The sequence below is a fragment of the Xenorhabdus miraniensis genome (assembly GCF_002632615.1).
On sequence record NZ_NITZ01000004.1, the window covers coordinates 147,524 to 168,555 of the forward strand.

Annotated in this window: 16 protein-coding genes; 15 read left to right on the top strand and 1 reads right to left on the bottom strand. The window is 45.4% G+C overall.

Annotated elements, in window-relative coordinates; all coding sequences use genetic code 11:
- Position 1 precedes the first annotated feature (1 nt).
- Entirely contained in the window at positions 2-1,606 is a 1,605-nt protein-coding gene (leuA, locus tag Xmir_RS05765) for a 2-isopropylmalate synthase (protein WP_099113448.1), read from the bottom strand.
- Between the two features lie 1,103 nt (positions 1,607-2,709).
- Here leuA and leuO point away from each other — a divergent pair.
- From leuO to murG, 15 genes are all read left to right on the top strand, one after another.
- A complete protein-coding gene (gene leuO / locus Xmir_RS05770) occupies positions 2,710-3,657 on the top strand; it encodes a transcriptional regulator LeuO (RefSeq protein ID WP_099113449.1) in 948 nt (315 codons plus the stop codon).
- A 249-nt stretch (positions 3,658-3,906) separates the two neighbouring features.
- Complete coding sequence (locus tag Xmir_RS05775; RefSeq protein WP_208620393.1) at positions 3,907-5,736, top strand: AMP-dependent synthetase/ligase; 1,830 nt, start codon at positions 3,907-3,909, stop codon at positions 5,734-5,736.
- Between the two features lie 243 nt (positions 5,737-5,979).
- Positions 5,980-7,707 carry an acetolactate synthase 3 large subunit gene (gene ilvI, locus Xmir_RS05780; RefSeq protein WP_099113451.1) on the top strand — a complete coding sequence of 576 codons (1,728 nt, stop codon included), beginning with the start codon at positions 5,980-5,982 and terminating at the stop codon, positions 7,705-7,707.
- Positions 7,708-7,709: 2 nt separating this feature from the next.
- Positions 7,710-8,201: an acetolactate synthase small subunit gene (gene ilvN / locus Xmir_RS05785; protein WP_167385946.1), complete on the top strand. Its 492-nt coding sequence runs from the start codon at positions 7,710-7,712 to the stop codon at positions 8,199-8,201.
- 88 nt (positions 8,202-8,289) lie between these two features.
- Positions 8,290-9,297: a catabolite repressor/activator gene (cra, locus tag Xmir_RS05790; protein ID WP_047963069.1), complete on the top strand. Its 1,008-nt coding sequence runs from the start codon at positions 8,290-8,292 to the stop codon at positions 9,295-9,297.
- Between the two features lie 647 nt (positions 9,298-9,944).
- Positions 9,945-10,403: a division/cell wall cluster transcriptional repressor MraZ gene (mraZ, locus tag Xmir_RS05795; protein WP_099113452.1), complete on the top strand. Its 459-nt coding sequence runs from the start codon at positions 9,945-9,947 to the stop codon at positions 10,401-10,403.
- A gap of 2 nt (positions 10,404-10,405) precedes the next feature.
- A complete protein-coding gene (rsmH, locus tag Xmir_RS05800) occupies positions 10,406-11,350 on the top strand; it encodes a 16S rRNA (cytosine(1402)-N(4))-methyltransferase RsmH (protein ID WP_099113453.1) in 945 nt (314 codons plus the stop codon).
- A complete protein-coding gene (gene ftsL, locus Xmir_RS05805; protein ID WP_099113454.1) occupies positions 11,347-11,667 on the top strand; it encodes a cell division protein FtsL in 321 nt (106 codons plus the stop codon). The genes rsmH and ftsL overlap by 4 nt, the downstream gene beginning before the upstream one ends.
- Positions 11,668-11,694: 27 nt before the next feature.
- The gene (locus tag Xmir_RS05810) at positions 11,695-13,449 is read left to right on the top strand and encodes a peptidoglycan glycosyltransferase FtsI (RefSeq protein ID WP_099113455.1); all 1,755 of its coding nucleotides are present in this window, start codon (positions 11,695-11,697) and stop codon (positions 13,447-13,449) included.
- A gap of 11 nt (positions 13,450-13,460) precedes the next feature.
- Positions 13,461-14,948: a UDP-N-acetylmuramoyl-L-alanyl-D-glutamate--2,6-diaminopimelate ligase gene (murE, locus tag Xmir_RS05815; protein ID WP_099113456.1), complete on the top strand. Its 1,488-nt coding sequence runs from the start codon at positions 13,461-13,463 to the stop codon at positions 14,946-14,948.
- Positions 14,945-16,327 carry a UDP-N-acetylmuramoyl-tripeptide--D-alanyl-D-alanine ligase gene (gene murF / locus Xmir_RS05820; RefSeq protein ID WP_099113457.1) on the top strand — a complete coding sequence of 461 codons (1,383 nt, stop codon included), beginning with the start codon at positions 14,945-14,947 and terminating at the stop codon, positions 16,325-16,327. Before murE ends, murF begins: the two co-directional genes overlap by 4 nt.
- A complete protein-coding gene (mraY, locus tag Xmir_RS05825) occupies positions 16,321-17,403 on the top strand; it encodes a phospho-N-acetylmuramoyl-pentapeptide-transferase (protein WP_099113458.1) in 1,083 nt (360 codons plus the stop codon). The genes murF and mraY overlap by 7 nt, the downstream gene beginning before the upstream one ends.
- Positions 17,404-17,420: 17 nt before the next feature.
- Positions 17,421-18,731, top strand: a complete 1,311-nt coding sequence (gene murD / locus Xmir_RS05830; protein WP_099113557.1) for a UDP-N-acetylmuramoyl-L-alanine--D-glutamate ligase — start codon at positions 17,421-17,423, stop codon at positions 18,729-18,731.
- The gene (gene ftsW, locus Xmir_RS05835) at positions 18,731-19,924 is read left to right on the top strand and encodes a cell division protein FtsW (protein ID WP_099113459.1); all 1,194 of its coding nucleotides are present in this window, start codon (positions 18,731-18,733) and stop codon (positions 19,922-19,924) included. The genes murD and ftsW overlap by 1 nt, the downstream gene beginning before the upstream one ends.
- Positions 19,921-21,006: an undecaprenyldiphospho-muramoylpentapeptide beta-N-acetylglucosaminyltransferase gene (murG, locus tag Xmir_RS05840; protein WP_099113460.1), complete on the top strand. Its 1,086-nt coding sequence runs from the start codon at positions 19,921-19,923 to the stop codon at positions 21,004-21,006. The genes ftsW and murG overlap by 4 nt, the downstream gene beginning before the upstream one ends.
- Positions 21,007-21,032: the final 26 nt, after the last annotated feature.

The following is a 21,032-nucleotide window of genomic DNA, read 5'->3' on the forward strand; positions in this document are numbered from 1 at the left end:
ATTATGCAGTTTCCTTTGTGTTGTTATCCTGAGAATTGTTCTGGCTGTAATTTTGCGTATGGTTTTGGGATATACGTTGTTTTTCCTTTTCTACTTGTTCTGCCTGCCAGATGCTATTCAGCACGTGGATCATGGCTCTGGCAGAAGATTCAATGATATCGGTTTCCAATCCCATTCCGTGAAAACGACGGCCAAAGCACTCCACAATAATATCAACCTGACCAAGGGCATCTTCCCCCTGTCCTTTACCGGATAATTGATAGGAGATTAATTTAAGTGGATAACCTGTAATTCGGCTGATGGCCTGATAAATAGCATCAACGGTACCGTTACCGGTAGAGGCTTCAGATTTGATTTCATCTCCGCAGGCCAGGCGCACGGTGGCAGTAGGCACTACGTTGGTGCCGGACTGGATGCTGAAATAATCCAGACGGTAATGTTCATGTTCTTGCTGTTGCTGGTTGATGTATACCAATGCTTCCAAATCGTAATCAAACACTTGTCCTTTTTTATCTGCCAATTTCAAGAACGCTTGATATAAAGCATCCAGATCATAGTCATGTTCCTGATAACCCATTTCGGTCATGCGGTGTTTCACTGCGGCACGACCAGAGCGTGAAGTCAGGTTTAACTGGGTATCTTTCAGGCCAATGGACTCTGGCGTCATGATTTCGTAAGTTTCGCGGTTCTTCAGGACGCCGTCTTGATGAATGCCGGATGAGTGAGCAAAGGCATTACTGCCAACAACGGCTTTATGCGCGGGGATCGGCGTATTGCAGATTTGGCTAACCAATTGGCTGGTACGGTAGATTTCCTTGTGGTTGATATTAGTGTGAACCCCCAACATTTTCTGGCGTGTTTTGATTGTCATGATCACTTCTTCCAGTGAACAGTTTCCGGCGCGTTCCCCCAATCCGTTGATGGTACCTTCTATCTGTCGCGCACCGGCCTGAACAGCGGTAATTGAGTTAGCCACAGACATACCTAAATCGTCATGGCAATGGACAGAAATAATCGCCTTATCAATATTGGGTACACGATCAAATAAGGTGCTGATAATACCGCCGAACTGGTACGGAGTTGTGTAACCAACGGTGTCGGGGATGTTGACAGTGGTTGCGCCAGCTTTGATTGCCTGCTCGACAATCCGGCACAAATTGTCGATATTTGTACGGCCGGCATCTTCACAGGAGAACTCAATATCATCAGTGTACTTGCGCGCTCGTTTTATTGAGCGGACAGCCATTTCGACAACATCATCAAAGGTTCTTTTCAGTTTGTGTTCGACATGCAGACTGGAGGTAGCCAGCACCATGTGTAAGCGGAAGGCTTCTGCAACTTTCAGGGCTTCGGCAGCAACATCAATATCATTATCAACGCAGCGGGATAAAGCACAGATACGGCTGTTTTTGATTTCACGAGCGATGGTTTGAACTGATTCAAAATCCCCGGGGGAAGAAACTGGAAAACCGGCCTCAATGATATCGACTCCCAGCCTTTCCAGTGCGTAAGCGATTTGCAGTTTTTCTTTCACACTCAAGCTGGCTTGTAATGCCTGCTCCCCATCACGCAGTGTGGTATCGAAGATAATAACTTGCTGGCTCATGTTGTGCTCCTGTCAAATAGGCGATGATGTTTTATTCTTGTACGTCGTCCAGGTAAAAAAAAACCCGCGCCATGCGCGGGTTTTTTGTTTCTGGTGGAGGTTAACTTAACTTTTACCTGCACCCACCAGCATACCGCGCACATTGAAGGCGATAAGTAGTAGGCTTAGTAGGTGAATGGAAAGAATCATGTAAGTTAACCTTTATAAATTTGTTAATTGGGTTTTAACTGTCAGTTTATTTATAGATACGTTATCTGAAAAACAATGTCAAGCATGATAAGCATGAATTCAGCGTTAAATATGTTCATCATTGGTTTTTTATTGAACACGATTTGGATTTGGTGACTATTTTTTACATTTTTAGCGATGTTTTTATCTATTTTTCATATCTATATATGGAGTAAAATCCGGCACTGATGGATGATAGAATGTGTAGTCTGTTATTTTAACCTGTCGTTTTTACGTGGTTTTTAATACGATCGTTTAAATATGGCGGTATAAAAATGGATATGCACTGATGGATTTGAAGGAACAAAGATAAGATGGATTTTAGCTATAGTGTTTCTAGGTATAGTGTTTCTAGGTATAGTATTTTTAGGTATAGTGTTTTTAGATACAGTGTTTCTAGATTAATAAATCATAACCATATAGAATATTAATAAATTGTGTCTCGATATATTAGAAGAACTAATTTCTGATTAATACTTTGGATTATTTTCCTGATAGAAAATATTAATAGAGAGTTCTGATAACTAGTTGGAATACAGTCATTTTATTATGAATTTGTTTCTGCTCTTCATTCTGTCATTATTGGCTGCTCGTTTCGAAAGTAAGTCGTTAGTGTAAGTTGAGTTATTTCTATTCATATATAACGCATTAATATTCATGCTTATAAAAATATTACGGCTACGTAGATAAGAAGGCATTGGTTGTGCTTATTTACTTTTTGTACAAGGACGAATCTCAATTTACTTTCCAACAAATTGGGATAATTGATCTTATTAATTGGTAAGGCGGTTTGAATGTCAAAATGTTGCATTCAGAAATCGTCAGTATTCCATTATTTAATGAGATCACTGCTATAAGTTTAGTGGAGTGAAATAATGACTGAATACAACTTAGTAACTACAGGAAAAAAAGAATCATGCGATGTCCAATTGCGCAGTGTAGATCTCAATTTGCTTACTGTTTTTGATGCTGTAATGCAAATGCAGAATATCACACGTGCAGCTCAGGCATTAGGAATGTCACAACCGGCTGTCAGTAATGCAGTAGCACGTTTGAAGACCATGTTTGATGATGAATTATTTGTTCGTTATGGGCGGGGTATTCAGCCAACGGCCAGAGCAAAACAGCTCTTCGGGCCACTCAGACAGGCACTTCAAATCGTTCATAATGAATTACCCGGAGTGGGGTTTGATCCTGATAATAGCACAAGGATATTTAACCTCTCTATTTGTAGCCCGCTTGATATTCGTCTGGCTGCTCAAATTGTCGGACAAATAAAAAAACATTCTTCGAATATTGAAGTTGTCATTAAAACACAAATTAGTGGTGATATTGAAAAGCAATTAAAATATCAGGAAATAGAATTCGTAATCAGTTATACCCAATTAGAATCCCCTGATTTTCATAATTATCCTTTGTTTAATGATGAATTGGTTTTGGCAGTTTCCAATCATCACCCCAGAATTGGAAAACGAATTACCCAGCAGCAATTGCAGGAAGAAAGACATGCTATTGTTGCATTGGAGAATGCAGATTCATTCAGCAAGCCTTACTATGAGAGCAAAGAATTATTGCGTTCTGTTTCTTATCAGGGAACGGATCTAAATAGTGTTCTTAATATTGTATCCCAGACTTATTTAGTCGCTATCGTACCAAAATGGATGGTCGAGCATTACTCTGAACAGCTAAATATCTGTTCCGTCCCTTTGCCTAATGGTCGAATTTCTCGCCCTTGCTATTTGATATGGCATGGTTCAACAGATCGAGATAAAGGCCACCAGTGGATGAAATCATTACTGAGCCATCTTGGCGAACGGGAATAAAATAAAAGTATGAAGAGCCCTGTTCTGGTCATGATGACTGGCATAGGGCTCTTAGTCTTTTGACTCTTCTTACGACATTTATCTCTGTTTATCTGTAGTTATTCGACAAATCCTGCAAGTATTTTCTCCTTCAGAGGAAGAAGATATTTAAAATACACTTTCCCCTTTTACTAGGAATAGGTAGACTGCGTTGAAATAGCTAACATCTGTAAGCTGAAAAGTAGGCAGCATGCTTGCTGAGTACGCAGAATGAAAATATTTATACAGGAATATATTGTGATAAAAGACTCTCTGCATTCCTATCACTTGGTTAACCGATTACAGCAACAAGCCAATGAATCTCCAGAAAAAATTGCATTTCGACAATGGTCGTCATCAGAGCAGCTCGAAATGAGTTGGCGTGAAGTCGAGTGTACAACGAAATCCGTGGCAAGGGCGTTGCTGTCATTGGGGGTGGAAGTGCAGGGAAAAGTCGGCATTTTTGCGCAAAACTGTATGGCGTGGTCATTGGCTGATTTGGCTATCCTTCAGCTCAGGGCTGTGACAGTACCGCTTTATGCAACCAGTACCTGTGAGCAAGCGGCATTTATTCTCAATGATGCGGGCGCGAAGATACTGTTTGTGGGTGGACAGGAGCAATATGATATTGCGATGCCATTGATTGAATTGTGCCCCGAACTTTCTCATCTTATTGTTATGGATGGGTCTGTGGATTTAAAGGGGTGCCCACAAGCAATATATTTATCAGCTTTCATTGACAATGACCACGCACAATATCAGCCAGAACTTGATAGCCGTATTGCTGATCAGGATTTGGATGATCTTTTCACCCTAATCTATACCTCTGGTACAACGGGGGAACCAAAGGGAGTCATGTTGGATTATCGCAATATTGCTTCTCAGCTTTACTTGCATGACCAAAGACTGACCTTGACGAAACAGGATGTGTCCCTCTGTTTTTTACCGTTGTCCCATATCTTCGAACGGGCATGGAGCTATTATGTCATGCATACCGGAGCCCTGAACGTCTATTTGACTGATACAAATCTTGTCCGTGAGGCAATGGTTGATGTGCGTCCAACGGTCATGTGTTCTGTTCCCCGTTTTTATGAAAAAGTACATGGCGCAATCTTGGGGAAAGTTTCTCAGGCTCCTGTTTTGCGCAGGATGATTTTTAATTGGGCATTAAAGCGTGGCGAAAACCACTGGATGCGTCAGCAACAGAACAAAAAAGGTTGCCCATTTACGCGTTGCAGTTATCAATTGGCTGACAAACTGGTGTTGAGCAAGCTCCGTAATCTGTTAGGCGGGAGAGTTCGTTTCCTGCCAGTGGCGGGGGCACGGCTTGATGATGTCATCACCCGTTTCTTTCTGTCTATTGGTCTCAATATCAAATATGGCTACGGTATGACAGAAACCTGTGCAACGGTGTCTTGCTGGGAAGAAAAGAATTATCTTTTGGGCTCAATTGGTACGCCATTACCCGGTGTTGAAGTTCGTATCAGTACGGAGAGCGAGATCCAAGTGCGCGGGCCTATTGTGATGAAGGGGTATTTCAACCGTCCAGAGGAAACTGTGCGTGCTTTTACTGAAGATGGTTGGCTGAAGACCGGCGATGCGGGTGGATTGGATGATAATGGTAATTTGTTTATCACCGAACGCCTGAAAGACTTGATGAAAACATCAACAGGAAAATATATCGCCCCACAAATGATTGAAGGCATGTTGGGTCAGGATCGCTTTATTGAGCATGTCGCGGTTATTGCTGATGCCCGCCAGTTTGTTTCTGCCCTGATTGTTCCCAGTTATGAAGCCATTGAAGAATATGCAAAATCTATCAACCTTCATTATCGCGATCGCCTTGAATTACTGCGGAATCATCAAGTTATTGAGTTGTTTGAACAGCGTTTGAAAGATATGCAGAAAAATATTGTCAAATTTCATCAGGTCAAACGGTTTATTCTTTTGCCTGAAACCTTCTCCATGGAAAAAGGAGAATTAACGCCGACATTGAAATTACGCCGCAAGATTATCTCACAGCGTTATCAGAGTGAAATTGAATCCATGTATCGGGATTGATGGCAGGAAAAATCCGGGCTCTTATTAAAAAAATGTTTTTAATATGTGAATTGATGTTTGCTAACACTTGTGTCTGACGTTATGTTAGTTCACTTGACGCTATAAAATAGCGCTAGGCAATGATTCATTTTATATAAATAACAAATGGGATAAATAAGGCTATTTCACAGTAGCCTTATGAAGTGCCAATTATTAATAACTTGCAAACAGATAACTTGCAAACAGAGCCTGGAGGCAAACTCGATGGAGATGTTGTCAGGAGCCGAAATGGTCGTGAGATCGTTAATCGATCAGGGCGTTGAACATGTGTTCGGTTATCCGGGCGGGGCTGTATTGGATATTTACGATGCCCTGCATACGGTGGGAGGCATTGAACATATTCTGGTTCGTCATGAACAGGGTGCTGTTCATATGGCTGATGGATATACCCGTTCTACGGGAAAAGTCGGGGTTGTTTTGGTGACTTCCGGGCCAGGAGCAACGAATGCCATCACAGGAATTGCAACGGCATACATGGATTCAATTCCTATGGTCATTCTATCAGGTCAAGTCGCCAGTTCCCTGATAGGCAATGATGCTTTTCAAGAATGCGATATGGTGGGAATTTCCCGTCCCATAGTGAAACATAGCTTTCTGGTGAAAAAAGCGGAAGATATTCCAAGTACGATTAAAAAAGCTTTTTATTTGGCAGCAAGTGGCCGGCCCGGGCCAGTTGTTATCGATTTCCCTAAAGATACCGTCAATCCTGCGTTGAAATTTCAGTATGTGTATCCTGAAACAATCAAGATGCGTTCTTACAACCCTACCATTCAGGGACACAAGGGGCAGATCAAGCGTGTATTGAAAACCCTGCTGAGTGCGAAAAAGCCTGTGATTTATGTTGGTGGGGGAGCCATCAATTCAGAATGTTCTGCGGAGTTATTGACGCTTGCTGAGCGTCTTCACATTCCGGTTGTGAGTTCGCTCATGGGGTTGGGGGCGTTTCCTGCGACCCATCGGCAAAGTTTGGGCATGTTGGGAATGCACGGTACTTTCGAAGCCAATAAAGCAATGCACAATTCTGATGTGATTTTTGCGATAGGGGTGCGCTTTGATGATCGTACAACCAATAACCTGGAAAAATATTGTCCAGAAGCAACGATACTGCATATTGATATCGACCCGACTTCAATTTCGAAAACGGTGACGGCAGATATCCCTATCGTTGGGGATGCGAAACAGGTGCTCAGGCAGATGCTGGAGATGTTAAATTCCTTTGAAGATACCCAAGACCCTGATGCCCTGAAAGATTGGTGGCTTTCTATAGAACAGTGGCGTAGCCGCAAATGCCTTGATTACGATCGCTCCACAGCGAAGATTAAACCACAGGCGGTGATAGAAGCCCTTTACCGTCTCACTGAAGGGAAAGCGTATCTGGCATCCGATGTTGGTCAGCATCAGATGTTTGCTGCCCTGCATTATCCATTTGATAAGCCGAGGCATTGGATCAATTCAGGGGGCTTAGGGACAATGGGATTTGGCCTGCCTGCTGCCCTTGGCGTGAAGTTGGCAAAACCTGATGCAACAGTCGTGTGTGTGACAGGGGACGGCAGTATTCAGATGAATATTCAGGAATTGTCCACCGCCTTGCAATATGGTTTGCCTGTGCTGGTTCTGAACTTGAACAACCGTTTTCTGGGAATGGTAAAACAGTGGCAGGACATGATATACGCAGGTCGTCACTCTCAATCCTATATGGAATCCCTGCCTGATTTTGTCAAACTGGCAGAGGCTTATGGTCATATTGGCATTTCCATTCAAACTTACGATGAACTGGAAACGAAACTGGCTCAGGCTCTGCATGAAGTCACTGAAAATCAACGTCTGGTTTTCGTGGATGTTACCGTTGATGAAACTGAACATGTTTATCCAATGCAGATCCGTGGTGGAGCAATGGATGAAATGTGGTTAAGCAAAACAGAGAGGACCTGATCATGCGCCGGATTTTGTCTGTATTACTTGAAAACGAATCGGGAGCATTATCCCGCGTGGTGGGGCTATTTTCTCAACGGGGTTATAACATTGAAAGCCTGACAGTAGCGCCGACTGAAGATCCAACATTATCCCGCATGACTATTCAGACCAAAGGTGATGCCAAGGTACTGGAACAAATCGAGAAGCAGTTGCACAAACTGGTGGATGTGCTGCGGGTCAATGACCTGACAGCAGGGCCCCATGTTGAGCGTGAAATTATGTTGGTGAAATTACAAGCCAGCGGGGATGGGCGGGAAGAGATCAAGCGTAGCGCGGATATTTTTCGTGGGCAGATCGTTGATGTCACATCAACGCTTTATACCGTCCAATTAGCAGGGACGAGCGAAAAACTGGATGCTTTCCTTAATTCAGTAAGAGATATGGCTGAGATCGTGGAAGTGGTTCGCTCAGGTATTGTTGGCATCTCTCGCGGAGATAAAATTATGCGATGAAAAATCGTAATCTGCGGGGTAAAATACAGATATTCATTGAGCCCTATTGTAAAGTAGGGCTTTTTCATCATATTACTGAGGGGTTAATGTGAAACTGGATGAGATCGCCCGCTTAGCAGGTGTTTCACGTACTACGGCCAGTTATGTTATCAATGGTAAAGCCAAGCAGTATCGGGTTAGTGATAAAACAGTAGAAAAAGTGATGGCTGTGGTCAGGGAACACAATTACCATCCTAATGCTGTTGCTGCTGGCTTACGAGCCGGACGTACCCGTTCAATTGGTTTAGTCATACCCGATTTGGAAAATACGAGTTACACCCGTATTGCCAATTATCTTGAGCGTCAGGCACGACAGCGCGGATACCAGCTATTGATCGCATGTTCTGAAGATCAGCCTGATAATGAGATGCGTTGTGTTGAGCATCTTTTGCAACGTCAGGTTGATGCCATCATTGTTTCCACGGCCTTGCCTCCCGAACACCCTTTTTACCAGCGTTGGGCAAATCGCTCACTGCCGATCATTGCACTTGACCGTGCGCTGGATAGTGAACATTTTATCAGTGTGGTTGGTGATGACCTTGAAGATGCCAAAATGTTGGCACAGGAATTACGCCAATTCCCGGCAGAATCTGTTCTTTATTTAGGGGCATTGCCTGAATTATCGGTAAGTTTCTTGCGTGAACAAGGGTTCCGTGAAGCGTGGGAGAATGACCCACGGGAAGTGAACTATCTGTATGCAAATAGCTATGAGCGTGAAGCGGCGGCGGAAGTATTTGCTTCATGGTTAGAAACAAACCCAGTTCCTCAGGCGCTGTATACCACTTCGTTTGCTTTGCTTCAGGGCGTTATGGATACCATTCTCAAACGGAGCGGTCGTCTGCCGGATCAGTTAGTGATTGCGACATTTGGTGATCATGAGTTGCTCGATTTCCTTGAATGCCCTGTTTTGTCTGTGGCACAGCGTCATCGCGATGTTGCTGAATGCGCTTTGGGGCTGGTATTAGCGAGTTTAGATGAAAAACAGCGACCCGTTCCCGGAATAACCCGAATGCGTCGTCATTTATGTCGTCGCGGCAAGCTGAGCCGAAAAGCCTAATTGAGTACCCTCATTGAAGATGAGGGTACTGTTTGTCCTACAAAAATCATCGAAATACACTTTTTTCGTAATTTTAAGACTATTCTGACTAAAATTCCTCTAAACATAATTTTATGACAACTAAAAACGATAATATGTTATTTAAAATGATCGGATGAATAATTCGCCATTTAAACCATGTGATTTATATGGTTTACTTTTGTTCTGCAATGGCTTTTTTTATTTGATTGATATTTAATTGTTTTTACTCCTTTAGGAAATATTGAATTTCATAATGTTATTATTTTTTATACTACTATAACTTAAATATATTTTTATTATTGATAGGTTTTCATTGATTAACAATTGGGCAACAATGAGGTATGAGTTGCATAAATTAATTTAAGTGGTAAGTATTTGCTCGAAACTTCACGCTAAAACAGACTCTCTACAGCTTTATTAATTTATTCAAAATTATCATAGTGTTATCTATTATTAATATAGCTAAATCTAAAAAATCCTTCTTTTTCTCTTCCAAATCTTTCTGTAAATCTAGCTAAAGCGCACGGGCTCTGGCTTGACAAGGTTTTCATACCATCCGTAAACTCTTAATTGTGGTGATTTGTGGGATAATGTGGAGATTTGGGCCATCAAGGGGTAACCTGAGTATGTTTCGTGGAGCAACACTGGTTAATCTCGATAGTAAAGGGCGGCTCACTGTACCAGCCCGATATAGGGAAACGCTGAATGAGGAATCAACAGGTCAAATGGTTTGTACCATTGATCTCCATCAGCCGTGCCTGTTGCTTTATACATTACCCGAATGGGAAATCATCGAAGAAAAGTTATCTCGCTTATCCAGCATGAATCCAGCCGAACGTCGCGTTCAACGTTTGTTATTGGGACACGCCAGTGAATGTCAAATGGACAGTGCAGGGCGTCTTTTATTAGCTAATACACTGCGTCAGCATGCAGGGCTAACAAAAGAGGTCATGCTGGTTGGGCAATTTAATAAATTTGAATTGTGGGACGAGCAAGTTTGGTATCAGCAAGTACAAAATGACATTGCGGCTGAGCAGTCTCCACAAGAACCTTTATCAGCAAGGCTACAGGATTTATCACTATAAACATGGCAAACAGTCATTTCAAACATACCAGTGTATTACTGGATGAAGCTGTCAATGGATTGAATCTTCAAGAAGATGGAATTTATATAGATGGAACATTTGGGCGTGGAGGGCATTCACGCCTGATTTTGTCAAAGCTGGGGCCTAATGGGCGCTTAATGGCAATTGATCGTGATCCACAAGCTATTGAAGCGTCAAAGGCGATTACTGACACGCGTTTTTCTATCACTCATGGGCCGTTTTCTGAATTGGCAACCTATGTAGAAGAAGCGGGTCTGGTTGGAAAAATTGATGGCGTATTGCTGGACTTAGGGGTTTCATCCCCACAGTTGGATGATCCTGAACGTGGTTTTTCATTTATGCGTGATGGGCCACTGGATATGCGGATGGATCCTACGCGTGGGCAGTCTGCCGCACAATGGTTGATGAAAGCAGAAGCAGATGACATCGCATGGGTACTGAAGACATTTGGTGAAGAGCGCTTTGCCAAACGTATTGCAAAAGCTATTGTGGCACGCAATCAGGAACAACCGATGACGCGTACCCGAGAGCTGGCAGAACTCATTGCTCAGGCAAGCCCAGTGAAGGAAAGGCATAAGCATCCGGCAACACGCAGCTTTCAGGCTATCAGGATTTACATTAACAGTGAACTGGAAGAGATAGAACGTGCATTGAATGGTGCATTGCGCGTTCTTGCACCACAGGGGCGATTATCTGTCATCAGTTTCCACTCGTTGGAAGATCGCATAGTGAAAAGCTTTATCCGGCAACACAGCCAGGGGCCACAGGTTCCAGCAGGTTTACCTCTCACAGAAGTGCAACTAAAAGCGTTGGGAGGCCGGAGTCTGAAATCCATTGGCAAAATGAAGCCCTCAGAGGATGAAGTGGCCACAAACCCAAGAGCGCGAAGCTCGGTTTTGCGATTTGCTGAAAAGGTGAGTGAATAATGGCAGGTGAGCGTCATGGATTAGTCGGGGTTATTGGCGGGGATATGATCCGCAATGCCAAAATCCCACTGATTTTGCTGGTGGCAGTTGTGATTTCAGCCATCAGTGTTGTGACGGTCACCCATCAAACCCGCTTATTGACTGCGGAGAAAGAGCGTCAAGTGATCCAGCTTGATGCTCAGGATATTGAATGGCGTAACCTGCTCCTTGAAGAGAATGCTCTGGGTGATCACAGTCGGGTTGAACGGATTGCGACTGAAAAATTGCAGATGCAACATGTTGATCCAAGTAAAGAAAACATTGTGATCACTCAATGAGTCCAGTTGACAACCAAAAGGTAGGCGATGAAAGCTGCACGCTCTTTAAAGTTGAAAAAGCAAGAAGATAAAGCAAGTTTTGTAAGCTGGCGTTTTGCCTTGCTGTGCGGGGGTATTGGGTTCGCTTTAATCGGGCTTTTGATTCGTGTTGCCTATTTGCAGATAATCAATCCTGACCGTTTGGTAAAAGAAGGTGATTCGCGCTCCCTGCGCGTCCAGGCTGTCCCGACCGCCCGTGGCATGATAAATGATCGCAATGGGCGCCCTCTTGCTGTTAGTGTGCCTGTTGATGCTGTTTGGGCTGACCCCAAAGAAGTATTTGAGAAAGGCGGTATCACAGATGATACCCGCTGGAAGGCGTTGGCTGATGCACTATCCATTCCGATTGAGCAACTAACCAGCAAAATCAGTGAATATCCCAATGGGCGCTTTGTTTACCTTGCCCGCCAAGTAAATACCTCCATCGGTGATTATGCCGAGAAATTGAAATTACCGGGCATCTATTTGCGTCAGGAGTCCCGTCGTTATTATCCGGCAGGGCAGGTGACCGCACATATTATTGGCGTGACCAACATTGATGGCACGGGAATTGAAGGCGTTGAGAAAAGCTTTGATAGTTGGCTGACCGGTATGCCGGGAAGCCGGACTGTGCGTAAAGATCGCACAGGCCGTGTTATTGAGGATATCGCATCTACGGATAGCCGGGCCGCCCATGATCTGATGCTTAGCATTGATGAACGTCTTCAAACCTTGGTGTATCGGGAACTGGCTAAAGCCGTCTCACTGAACAAAGCTGAATCCGGTACGGCTGTACTGGTCGATGTGAATACGGGTGAAGTACTGGCGATGGCCAATAGCCCATCTTACAACCCGAATAATTTGGCTGGAACACCGAAAGATGCAATGCGAAACCGCGCCATCACGGATATTTTCGAGCCCGGCTCTACGGTGAAACCACTGGTGGTAATGAGTGCACTGAACAGTGGGATTGTGAAAGAAAATACGGTGCTGGATACCAGACCATATCGATTAACGTATGGTTCGCGCGGGCACGAAATCAAAGACGTCGCCCCACGCCCTGAGTTAACCATTACCGGAATTTTACAGAAGTCGAGTAACGTTGGTGTTTCTAAACTGGCGTTAGCGATGCCTGCCTCGGAGCTGGTAAGTGTTTATTCACGCTTTGGGATGGGAAAACCGACCAATTTGGGGCTGGTCGGAGAAAGTAGTGGCTTATTTCCAACAAATAAACAACGGTGGTCAGATCTTGATAGGGCCACCTTTTCTTTCGGCTACGGGCTGATGGTAACGCCGTTACAGTTAGCGCGAGTCTACGCAACGATAGGCAGTTTGGGCGTTTATCGCCCACTGTCAATTACCAAAGTCGATCCACCCGTACCCGGAACGCGCGTATTTCCTGAACCTATCATGCGGACAGTGGTGCACATGATGGAGAGCGTAGCATTACCCGGTGGGGGTGGTGTACGGGCAGCGATAAAAGGTTATCGCATCGCAATTAAAACCGGTACGGCGAAAAAAGTCGGACCGGATGGCAAATATGTCAATAAATATATTTCTTATACCGCAGGGATTGCGCCTGCGAGTAATCCCCGGTTTGCACTGGTTGTGATCATCAATGATCCACAAGCAGGTAAATATTATGGTGGTGCGGTTTCGGCGCCCATCTTCGGAGCCATCATGAGTGGTGTTCTGCGTACGATGAACGTTGAGCCAGACGCATTACCTGTGGGTGATAAAAACGAATTTATGATTAATAAATAAAGAGGATTAAAGTGGCAGATCGTAATTTACGCGATTTATTGGCTCCATGGGGTGTTGATACACCGGAGCTTCCGCTGCGTGAAATGACATTGGACAGCCGTAAAGCGGCTGCCGGAGATCTGTTTGTTGCAATTCAAGGGCATCAAACAGATGGTCGAAAGTATATTCCTCAAGCCATCGCTCAAGGCGTTGCTGCGGTGATTGCAGAAGCGAAGGGAAAAGCGGATAACGGCACGATACAGACAGTGCACGGTGTACCGGTTATCTATTTGGATGATTTGAATAATAAATTGTCAGAACTGGCTGGTGAGTTTTACCAACATCACGGTAATAAGCTGACATTGGTAGGTGTTACCGGAACCAATGGAAAAACAACAACAACACAATTGCTGGCACAATGGAGCCAAGGGCTTGGAGAAACCAGTGCGGTGATGGGGACGGTAGGAAATGGTTTGTTGGGTATGGTTGTGCCCAGCGAAAATACTACGGGTTCTGCCGTTGATATTCAGCTTGATTTACAGCAGCTTATTAATCAGAGCGCCACTTTTGCTGCAATGGAAGTTTCTTCACATGGGTTGATTCAGGGAAGAGTGGCGGCATTGCCATTCCAGGCAGCCGTTTTTACTAATTTAAGCCGTGATCACCTTGATTATCATGGTGATATGGAAAGTTACGAAGATGCCAAATGGATGCTGTTCGGCAGCCATGATGTGAAACAGAAAATCATCAATGCAGATGATGATGTGGGACAGAAATGGTTGTCTCGCTTACCCGATGCGGTCGCAGTCACTATGGAAAGCCGCTTGCCGGAAAATTGGCAGGGGCGCTGGTTATCGGCCAATGCAGTCCATTATCACGACAAAGGTGCTTCTATTGCATTTACTTCAAGTTGGGGAAATGGAACGCTCAATAGCCCTCTAATGGGCGCATTCAATGTCAGTAACTTACTTTTAGCGCTCGCGACTTTGTTGTCATTGGAATATCCGCTGGAAAAATTGCTGGCAGCAGCATCTTGTCTGGAACCTGTTTGCGGGCGTATGGAAGTCTTTTCTGCGGCGGGTCGTCCTACTGTTGTTGTCGATTATGCTCATACACCAGATGCCTTGGAAAAAGCGCTGTCGGCAGCTCGTCTGCATTGTAAGGGACAACTCTGGTGCGTCTTTGGCTGTGGTGGTGATCGCGATAAAGGCAAACGTCCTCTGATGGGCGGTGTTGCAGAGCAAGGGGCTGATCGCGTGGTTGTGACAGATGATAATCCTCGCAGTGAAGAACCACAGGCCATTGTGGCAGATATTCTGGACGGATTTATCGATCCGGGTCGGGCAATGGCGATTCATGGGCGTGTTGAAGCTGTCACCAGCGCCATTATGCAAGCGACTGAAGAAGATGTTGTTCTTGTGGCAGGTAAAGGCCACGAAGATTATCAATTGGTCGGCAATCGTCGTTTGGATTATTCAGATCGCCTGACCGTTGCTCGTTTGTTGGGGGTAATCGCATGATCCCACTGACACTCCGGCAATTGGCACAAATAACAGGTGGAATGCTGTATCAGGTTACTGAACAGCAGGCAACCGATGTCAAGATTCATGCTGTGGAAACCGATAGCCGCAAAATTGTACGTGGTGGTTTGTTCATTGCTTTAAAAGGCGAGAAATTTGACGCTCACGATTTCGTTGCTGATGTAGCTCAATTCGGCGTAGGGGCGTTGCTGGTCAATCGTCGCTTTGATATTGACTGTCCTCAGGTGATTGTCGAAGACACACGCTTGGCGATGGGCAAACTGGCGGGCTGGGTTCGTCAACAAAGCAAAGCGCGGGTCGTAGCCCTGACAGGTTCGTCGGGCAAAACATCCGTTAAGGAAATGACAGCAGCGATTTTGCGACAATGCGGAAATACCCTTTATACAACGGGTAACTTCAATAATGACATTGGGGTGCCATTGACTTTATTCCGGCTCACCGATGAACACCAATTTGCCGTGATTGAACTGGGTGCTAACCATACCGGCGAAATTGCCTATACCACTGAGATGACGCGCCCTGAAAGTGCCCTGGTGAATAATCTGTTTTCTGCCCATCTGGAAGGTTTTGGTTCTTTGGAAGGGGTTGCAAAGGCAAAAGGTGAAATCTTTGAAGGCCTTGCTCCAACCGGAACAGCCATTATCAATCTGGATAGCCATGATTGGGAAAACTGGCAACACAGCATTAATGATCAGCAGACAGTATGGCGTTTCTCTGCTTCATCAATGGCAGGGGCTGACTTTTACGCAACGGATATTTCTGAACAGCCACTGGCAACATATTTTTGCCTTCATACCCCAATCGGCAAGACTGAACTGACATTGCCATTACCGGGGAAACACAATATTGCCAATGCACTGGCAGCCAGTGCTCTCGCCATTTCTGTTGGCGCATCTCTGGAGGATATTCGTGTCGGGTTATCAGGACTAAAAGCAGTTTCAGGTCGTTTATTCCCCATTCATCTTACAGAGGGGAAAGTAGTGTTGGATGACACCTATAACGCTAATCCCGGTTCAATGATTGCAGCAGCGAATGTGTTGTCGCAGATGCCTGATTATCGGGTCATGGTTGTCGGCGATATGGGAGAACTGGGAGAACAGGCGGTTCAGTGCCACCATGAAGTGGGAGAGGCCATAGCCTCTTCAAATATAAATAAAGTATTCAGTGTAGGGGTTCTTAGTACCCATATTAGTGACGCGAGTGGTCGAGGGCAGCATTTCGCGAACAAGGCTGATTTAGTTGCAGCGCTGCTTTCTTTACTGGAACAACACGAAATGATTTCCATATTAATTAAAGGTTCACGCAGTGCCGCAATGGAAGAGGTAGTGAACTCACTGAAGGAGAACTTCCAATGTTAGTTTGGCTGGCCGAATATTTAGTTAAATATCACTCAGGCTTTAACGTCTTTTCTTATCTGACGTTCAGAGCCATTGTTGGCTTGCTGACAGCATTATTCATTGCGTTATGGATGGGGCCAACCCTGATTGCTTATCTGCAAAAGCTACAGATTGGTCAGGTTGTGCGTAATGATGGCCCGGAATCCCACTTCAGTAAACGTGGAACACCAACGATGGGCGGCTTGCTGATTTTGTTCTCCATCGCTATCTCTGTTTTGTTATGGGCGCGTTTAGATAACCCTTATGTCTGGTGTGTACTGGTTGTGTTACTGGGCTATGGCATTGTTGGGTTTGTAGACGACTATCGTAAAGTGGTTCGCAAAGATACCAAGGGGTTAATTGCCCGTTGGAAATATTTCTGGCAATCCGTTTTAGCTTTGGGTGTGGCGTTTGCCATGTATAGCATCGGCAAAGATACGCCAGCAACGCAATTGGTCGTGCCATTCTTCAAGGAAGTCATGCCACAACTGGGATTGCTTTACATTTTGTTGAGCTATTTCGTGATAGTAGGCACCAGTAATGCGGTGAACCTGACTGATGGATTGGATGGTCTGGCTATCATGCCAACGGTGCTGGTTGCAGCCGGTTTCGCTTTGGTGGCATGGGCAACGGGTAACGTGAACTTTGCCAACTATCTGCATATACCTTACTTAAGTCACGCAGGCGAATTAGTGATTGTCTGTACCGCGATAGTGGGAGCCGGATTGGGCTTCTTGTGGTTCAACACCTACCCGGCGCAAGTGTTCATGGGAGATGTGGGTTCGCTGGCTTTGGGCGGAGCGTTGGGCACTATTGCGGTATTGCTGCGTCAGGAGTTCCTGTTGGTCATCATGGGGGGCGTATTTGTGGTGGAAACGCTCTCTGTCATTTTGCAGGTTGGCTCATTTAAGTTGCGTGGACAGCGCATTTTCCGCATGGCACCGATTCACCATCATTATGAATTGAAAGGCTGGCCAGAGCCGCGCGTTATCGTGCGTTTCTGGATTATTTCCTTGATGTTAGTACTGATTGGTCTGGCAACCCTTAAGGTACGTTAATCATGGCTAAGTTATTCATGACTGAATACAGAGGTAAAAAAGTCGTCATTGTCGGGTTAGGGCTGACAGGCCTTTCCTGTGTTGACTTTTTTATCACACGGGGTGTGACTCCGCGTGTAATGGATACCCGTATCGTACCACCGGGCAGCGATAAGCTGCCTGATGATGTTGAATGCCACACTGGCAGTTTAAATAAACAATGGCTGCTTGATGCTGACTTGATCGTTGCCAGTCCGGGAATCGCGTTGGCAACGCCTGAATTGCAGGCCGCAGCTGATGCTGGTGTTGAAATTGTTGGAGACATTGAGCTGTTTTGCCGTGAAGCCATAGCACCGATTGTTGCCATTACGGGCTCAAACGGAAAAAGCACAGTGACTACTCTGGTTGGTGAGATGGCAAAAGAAGCCGGGTGGCAGGTTGGTGTAGGGGGAAACATTGGTATCCCTGCTCTGGAATTACTGAAAAAACCTTGCCAGCTGTATGTATTGGAGCTTTCCAGCTTCCAGCTTGAAACGACTTACAGCCTGAAAGCCGCCGCCGCGACTGTACTGAATGTCACCGAAGACCATATGGTGCGCTATCCAAAAGGATTGTCACAGTATCGAGCGGCGAAATTGCGAATTTACGATCAGGCAAAAGTCTGTGTAGTGAATGAACAAGATGTTTTGACGTTGCCAGAGGCTGGCAAAGATAGCCGTTGTACCAGCTTTGGTGTGGACTGCGGGGATTATCAACTTGATAGTGCACATCAACAATTGGTGGTCAATCAGTCTCCCGTGTTGTCAACCCGTGAAATGCAGTTGGCTGGGCAACATAACTACACGAATGGGCTGGCGGCATTAGCTTTGGCGGATGCTGTCGGTATTCCTCGTGCGGCCAGCCTTCAGGCATTGCGGACTTACTCTGGGTTAGATCACCGTTTTCAGGTGATTCATATGAGAAATGGTGTTCGCTGGGTAAATGACTCTAAAGCAACCAATGTTGGCAGCACCCAAGCGGCACTCAGCGGATTGAGTTTGGAAGGTACGCTTTATCTTTTATTGGGCGGCGATGGAAAAGCGGCAGACTTTACTCTGCTGAAACCTTATATCGCAGGAAATAATATTCGTCTTTACTGTTTTGGCCGTGATGGGGATCAACTGGCGCAATTGCGTCCTGAAATCTCAATACTGACAGAAACAATGGAACAGGCGATGAGAGAAATTGCATCTAAGTTAGTTGTTGGCGATATGGTTCTGCTGTCACCCGCTTGCGCGAGTTTCGATCAGTTCAATGGTTTTGAACATCGTGGTCATGAATTTGCCCGTTTGGCAGAGGAGTTAGGCTGATGACCATTCCAGGCCTTGGTAAATTTAAAAATTGGTTGGCGGGAAATGTGGAAGCAGATACCACAGATATCGTCATGTATGATCGTACCCTGGTCTGGATGATATTGGGGCTGGCTGTTATCGGCTTTATCATGGTGACATCAGCCTCAATGCCAGTTGGTCAGCGTCTCGCTAAAGATCCCTTTATCTTCGCGCAACGCGATGCGATTTATTTGTTACTGTGCTTTTTATTATCCCTGGTCACGCTGCGCATTCCGATGGGTTTCTGGTTGCGTTACAGCAATGTCATGTTGCTATGCACAATTATGATGTTGGTTGTGGTGCTATTTGTCGGTAGCTCGGTCAATGGTGCGTCACGCTGGGTGGCAATTGGCCCGCTGCGTATTCAACCTGCCGAATTATCGAAACTATCGCTCTTTTGCTACCTCTCCAGTTATCTGGTCAGAAAGGTTGAGGAAGTAAGAAACAATTTCTGGGGGTTCTGCAAGCCAATGGGCGTCATGATTGCATTGGCGATTTTGCTGTTGGCACAGCCGGATTTAGGCACAGTGATTGTGTTGTTTGTTACAACATTAGCGCTGCTGTTTCTGGCAGGGGCAAAATTATGGCAGTTCCTTGCCATTATTGGCTGTGGAATATTTGCCGTATGCGTGCTGATTGTTGCTGAACCTTATCGTATGCGCAGGGTAACTTCTTTTCTGAATCCGTGGGAAGATCCGTTCGGCAGTGGTTATCAGTTAACCCAGTCACTAATGGCATTTGGTCGTGGAAGTTTCTTCGGGCAAGGGTTGGGAAATTCAGTCCAAAAATTGGAATACCTGCCAGAAGCCCATACTGACTTTATTTTCTCCATTCTGGCCGAAGAATTAGGTTATTTCGGTGTGGTTTTAGTGTTGGCAATGGTATTCTTCGTCGCTTTCCGCGCAATGATGATTGGTCGCAGGGCATTGCAGCTTAATCAACGGTTTTCAGGCTTTTTGGCTTGCGCAATCGGCGTATGGTTCAGCTTTCAGGCATTCATCAATGTTGGCGCAGCGGCAGGTATGCTGCCAACGAAAGGATTAACATTACCTCTAGTGAGTTACGGTGGTTCGAGTCTGATTGTCATGTCGACAGCTATCGTCTTGTTATTGCGAATTGATTATGAAGTGCGCCTGACAAAAGCACAGGCATTCGTAAGGAGCCCCAAATGAGTGGCAAAAACCGGCGTTTAATGGTGATGGCAGGTGGTACAGGCGGTCATGTGTTTCCGGGACTGGCTGTTGCCCACCATTTAAAAGAGCAAGGGTGGGATATTCGCTGGTTGGGAACGGCTGATCGCATGGAAGCTGATTTGGTTCCAAAACATGGCATTGATATTGAATTTATTCAAATCTCAGGATTGCGGGGCAAGGGAATCAAAGCACTACTGGCAGCCCCCATCAGAATTTTTAAAGCGATTCGGCAGGCAAAAGCGATTATGCGTCGTTACCAGCCGGACGTTGTACTGGGAATGGGAGGCTATGTCTCTGGCCCTGGTGGAATAGCCGCATGGTTATGTGGCATTCCCGTTGTTCTGCATGAACAAAACGGCATCGCAGGGCTGACTAATCGATGGTTAGCTAAAATTGCCAAAACGGTTTTACAGGCATTTCCGGGAGCCTTTTCTAAAGCGCCGGTTGTTGGTAACCCTGTACGGGAAGATGTACTGGCATTGCCCCTGCCTGCACAACGTTTGGTTGGGCGTGAAGGCCCCGTTCGGGTGCTGATTGTGGGTGGTAGCCAAGGCGCGAGAATTCTGAACCAGACTATGCCAGAAGTAGCCGCTCGCTTGGGCGATAAAGTCACATTATGGCATCAGGCTGGTAAGGGCGCACAGGAAGAAACACAGAAAAAATATGAAAATTTGGTTAAGTCTGAATTCAAAGTGACTGAATTTATTGATGATATGGCGCAGGCTTATGCGTGGGCAGATGTTGTGGTGTGTCGTTCAGGTGCTTTGACGGTTAGCGAAATCTCTGCCGCGGGCTTGCCTGCCATTTTTGTTCCATTCCAGCATAAAGATCGCCAGCAATATTGGAATGCCTTGCCATTGGAGAAAGTAGGGGCTGCAAAGATACTCGAACAGCCGGAGTTTACGGTCAATGCGGTGGCAGAATTGTTAACTCAGTGGCAACGCCCACAATTACTGGAAATGGCAGAAAAAGCGCGCTCAGTGGCTATCATTAATGCAACCGAACGGGTGTCAGCAGCGCTGATCGATGCTGTTGAAAATCATTCAGGCCGTTCTAAATAGAACGGTGAAGTAAACATAACGAGTGA

Excerpts from the sequence above, each read along its gene's own strand:
- leuA (WP_099113448.1), bottom strand. The coding sequence starts at position 1,606 with ATGAGCCAGCAAGTTATTATCTTCGATACCACACTGCGTGATGGGGAG.
- leuO (WP_099113449.1), top strand. The coding sequence starts at position 2,710 with ATGACTGAATACAACTTAGTAACTACAGGAAAAAAAGAATCATGCGAT.
- Xmir_RS05775 (WP_208620393.1), top strand. The coding sequence starts at position 3,907 with ATGAAAATATTTATACAGGAATATATTGTGATAAAAGACTCTCTGCAT.
- ilvI (WP_099113451.1), top strand. The coding sequence starts at position 5,980 with ATGGAGATGTTGTCAGGAGCCGAAATGGTCGTGAGATCGTTAATCGAT.
- ilvN (WP_167385946.1), top strand. The coding sequence starts at position 7,710 with ATGCGCCGGATTTTGTCTGTATTACTTGAAAACGAATCGGGAGCATTA.
- mraZ (WP_099113452.1), top strand. The coding sequence starts at position 9,945 with ATGTTTCGTGGAGCAACACTGGTTAATCTCGATAGTAAAGGGCGGCTC.
- rsmH (WP_099113453.1), top strand. The coding sequence starts at position 10,406 with ATGGCAAACAGTCATTTCAAACATACCAGTGTATTACTGGATGAAGCT.
- Xmir_RS05810 (WP_099113455.1), top strand. The coding sequence starts at position 11,695 with ATGAAAGCTGCACGCTCTTTAAAGTTGAAAAAGCAAGAAGATAAAGCA.
- murF (WP_099113457.1), top strand. The coding sequence starts at position 14,945 with ATGATCCCACTGACACTCCGGCAATTGGCACAAATAACAGGTGGAATG.
- mraY (WP_099113458.1), top strand. The coding sequence starts at position 16,321 with ATGTTAGTTTGGCTGGCCGAATATTTAGTTAAATATCACTCAGGCTTT.
- murD (WP_099113557.1), top strand. The coding sequence starts at position 17,421 with ATGACTGAATACAGAGGTAAAAAAGTCGTCATTGTCGGGTTAGGGCTG.
- ftsW (WP_099113459.1), top strand. The coding sequence starts at position 18,731 with ATGACCATTCCAGGCCTTGGTAAATTTAAAAATTGGTTGGCGGGAAAT.
- murG (WP_099113460.1), top strand. The coding sequence starts at position 19,921 with ATGAGTGGCAAAAACCGGCGTTTAATGGTGATGGCAGGTGGTACAGGC.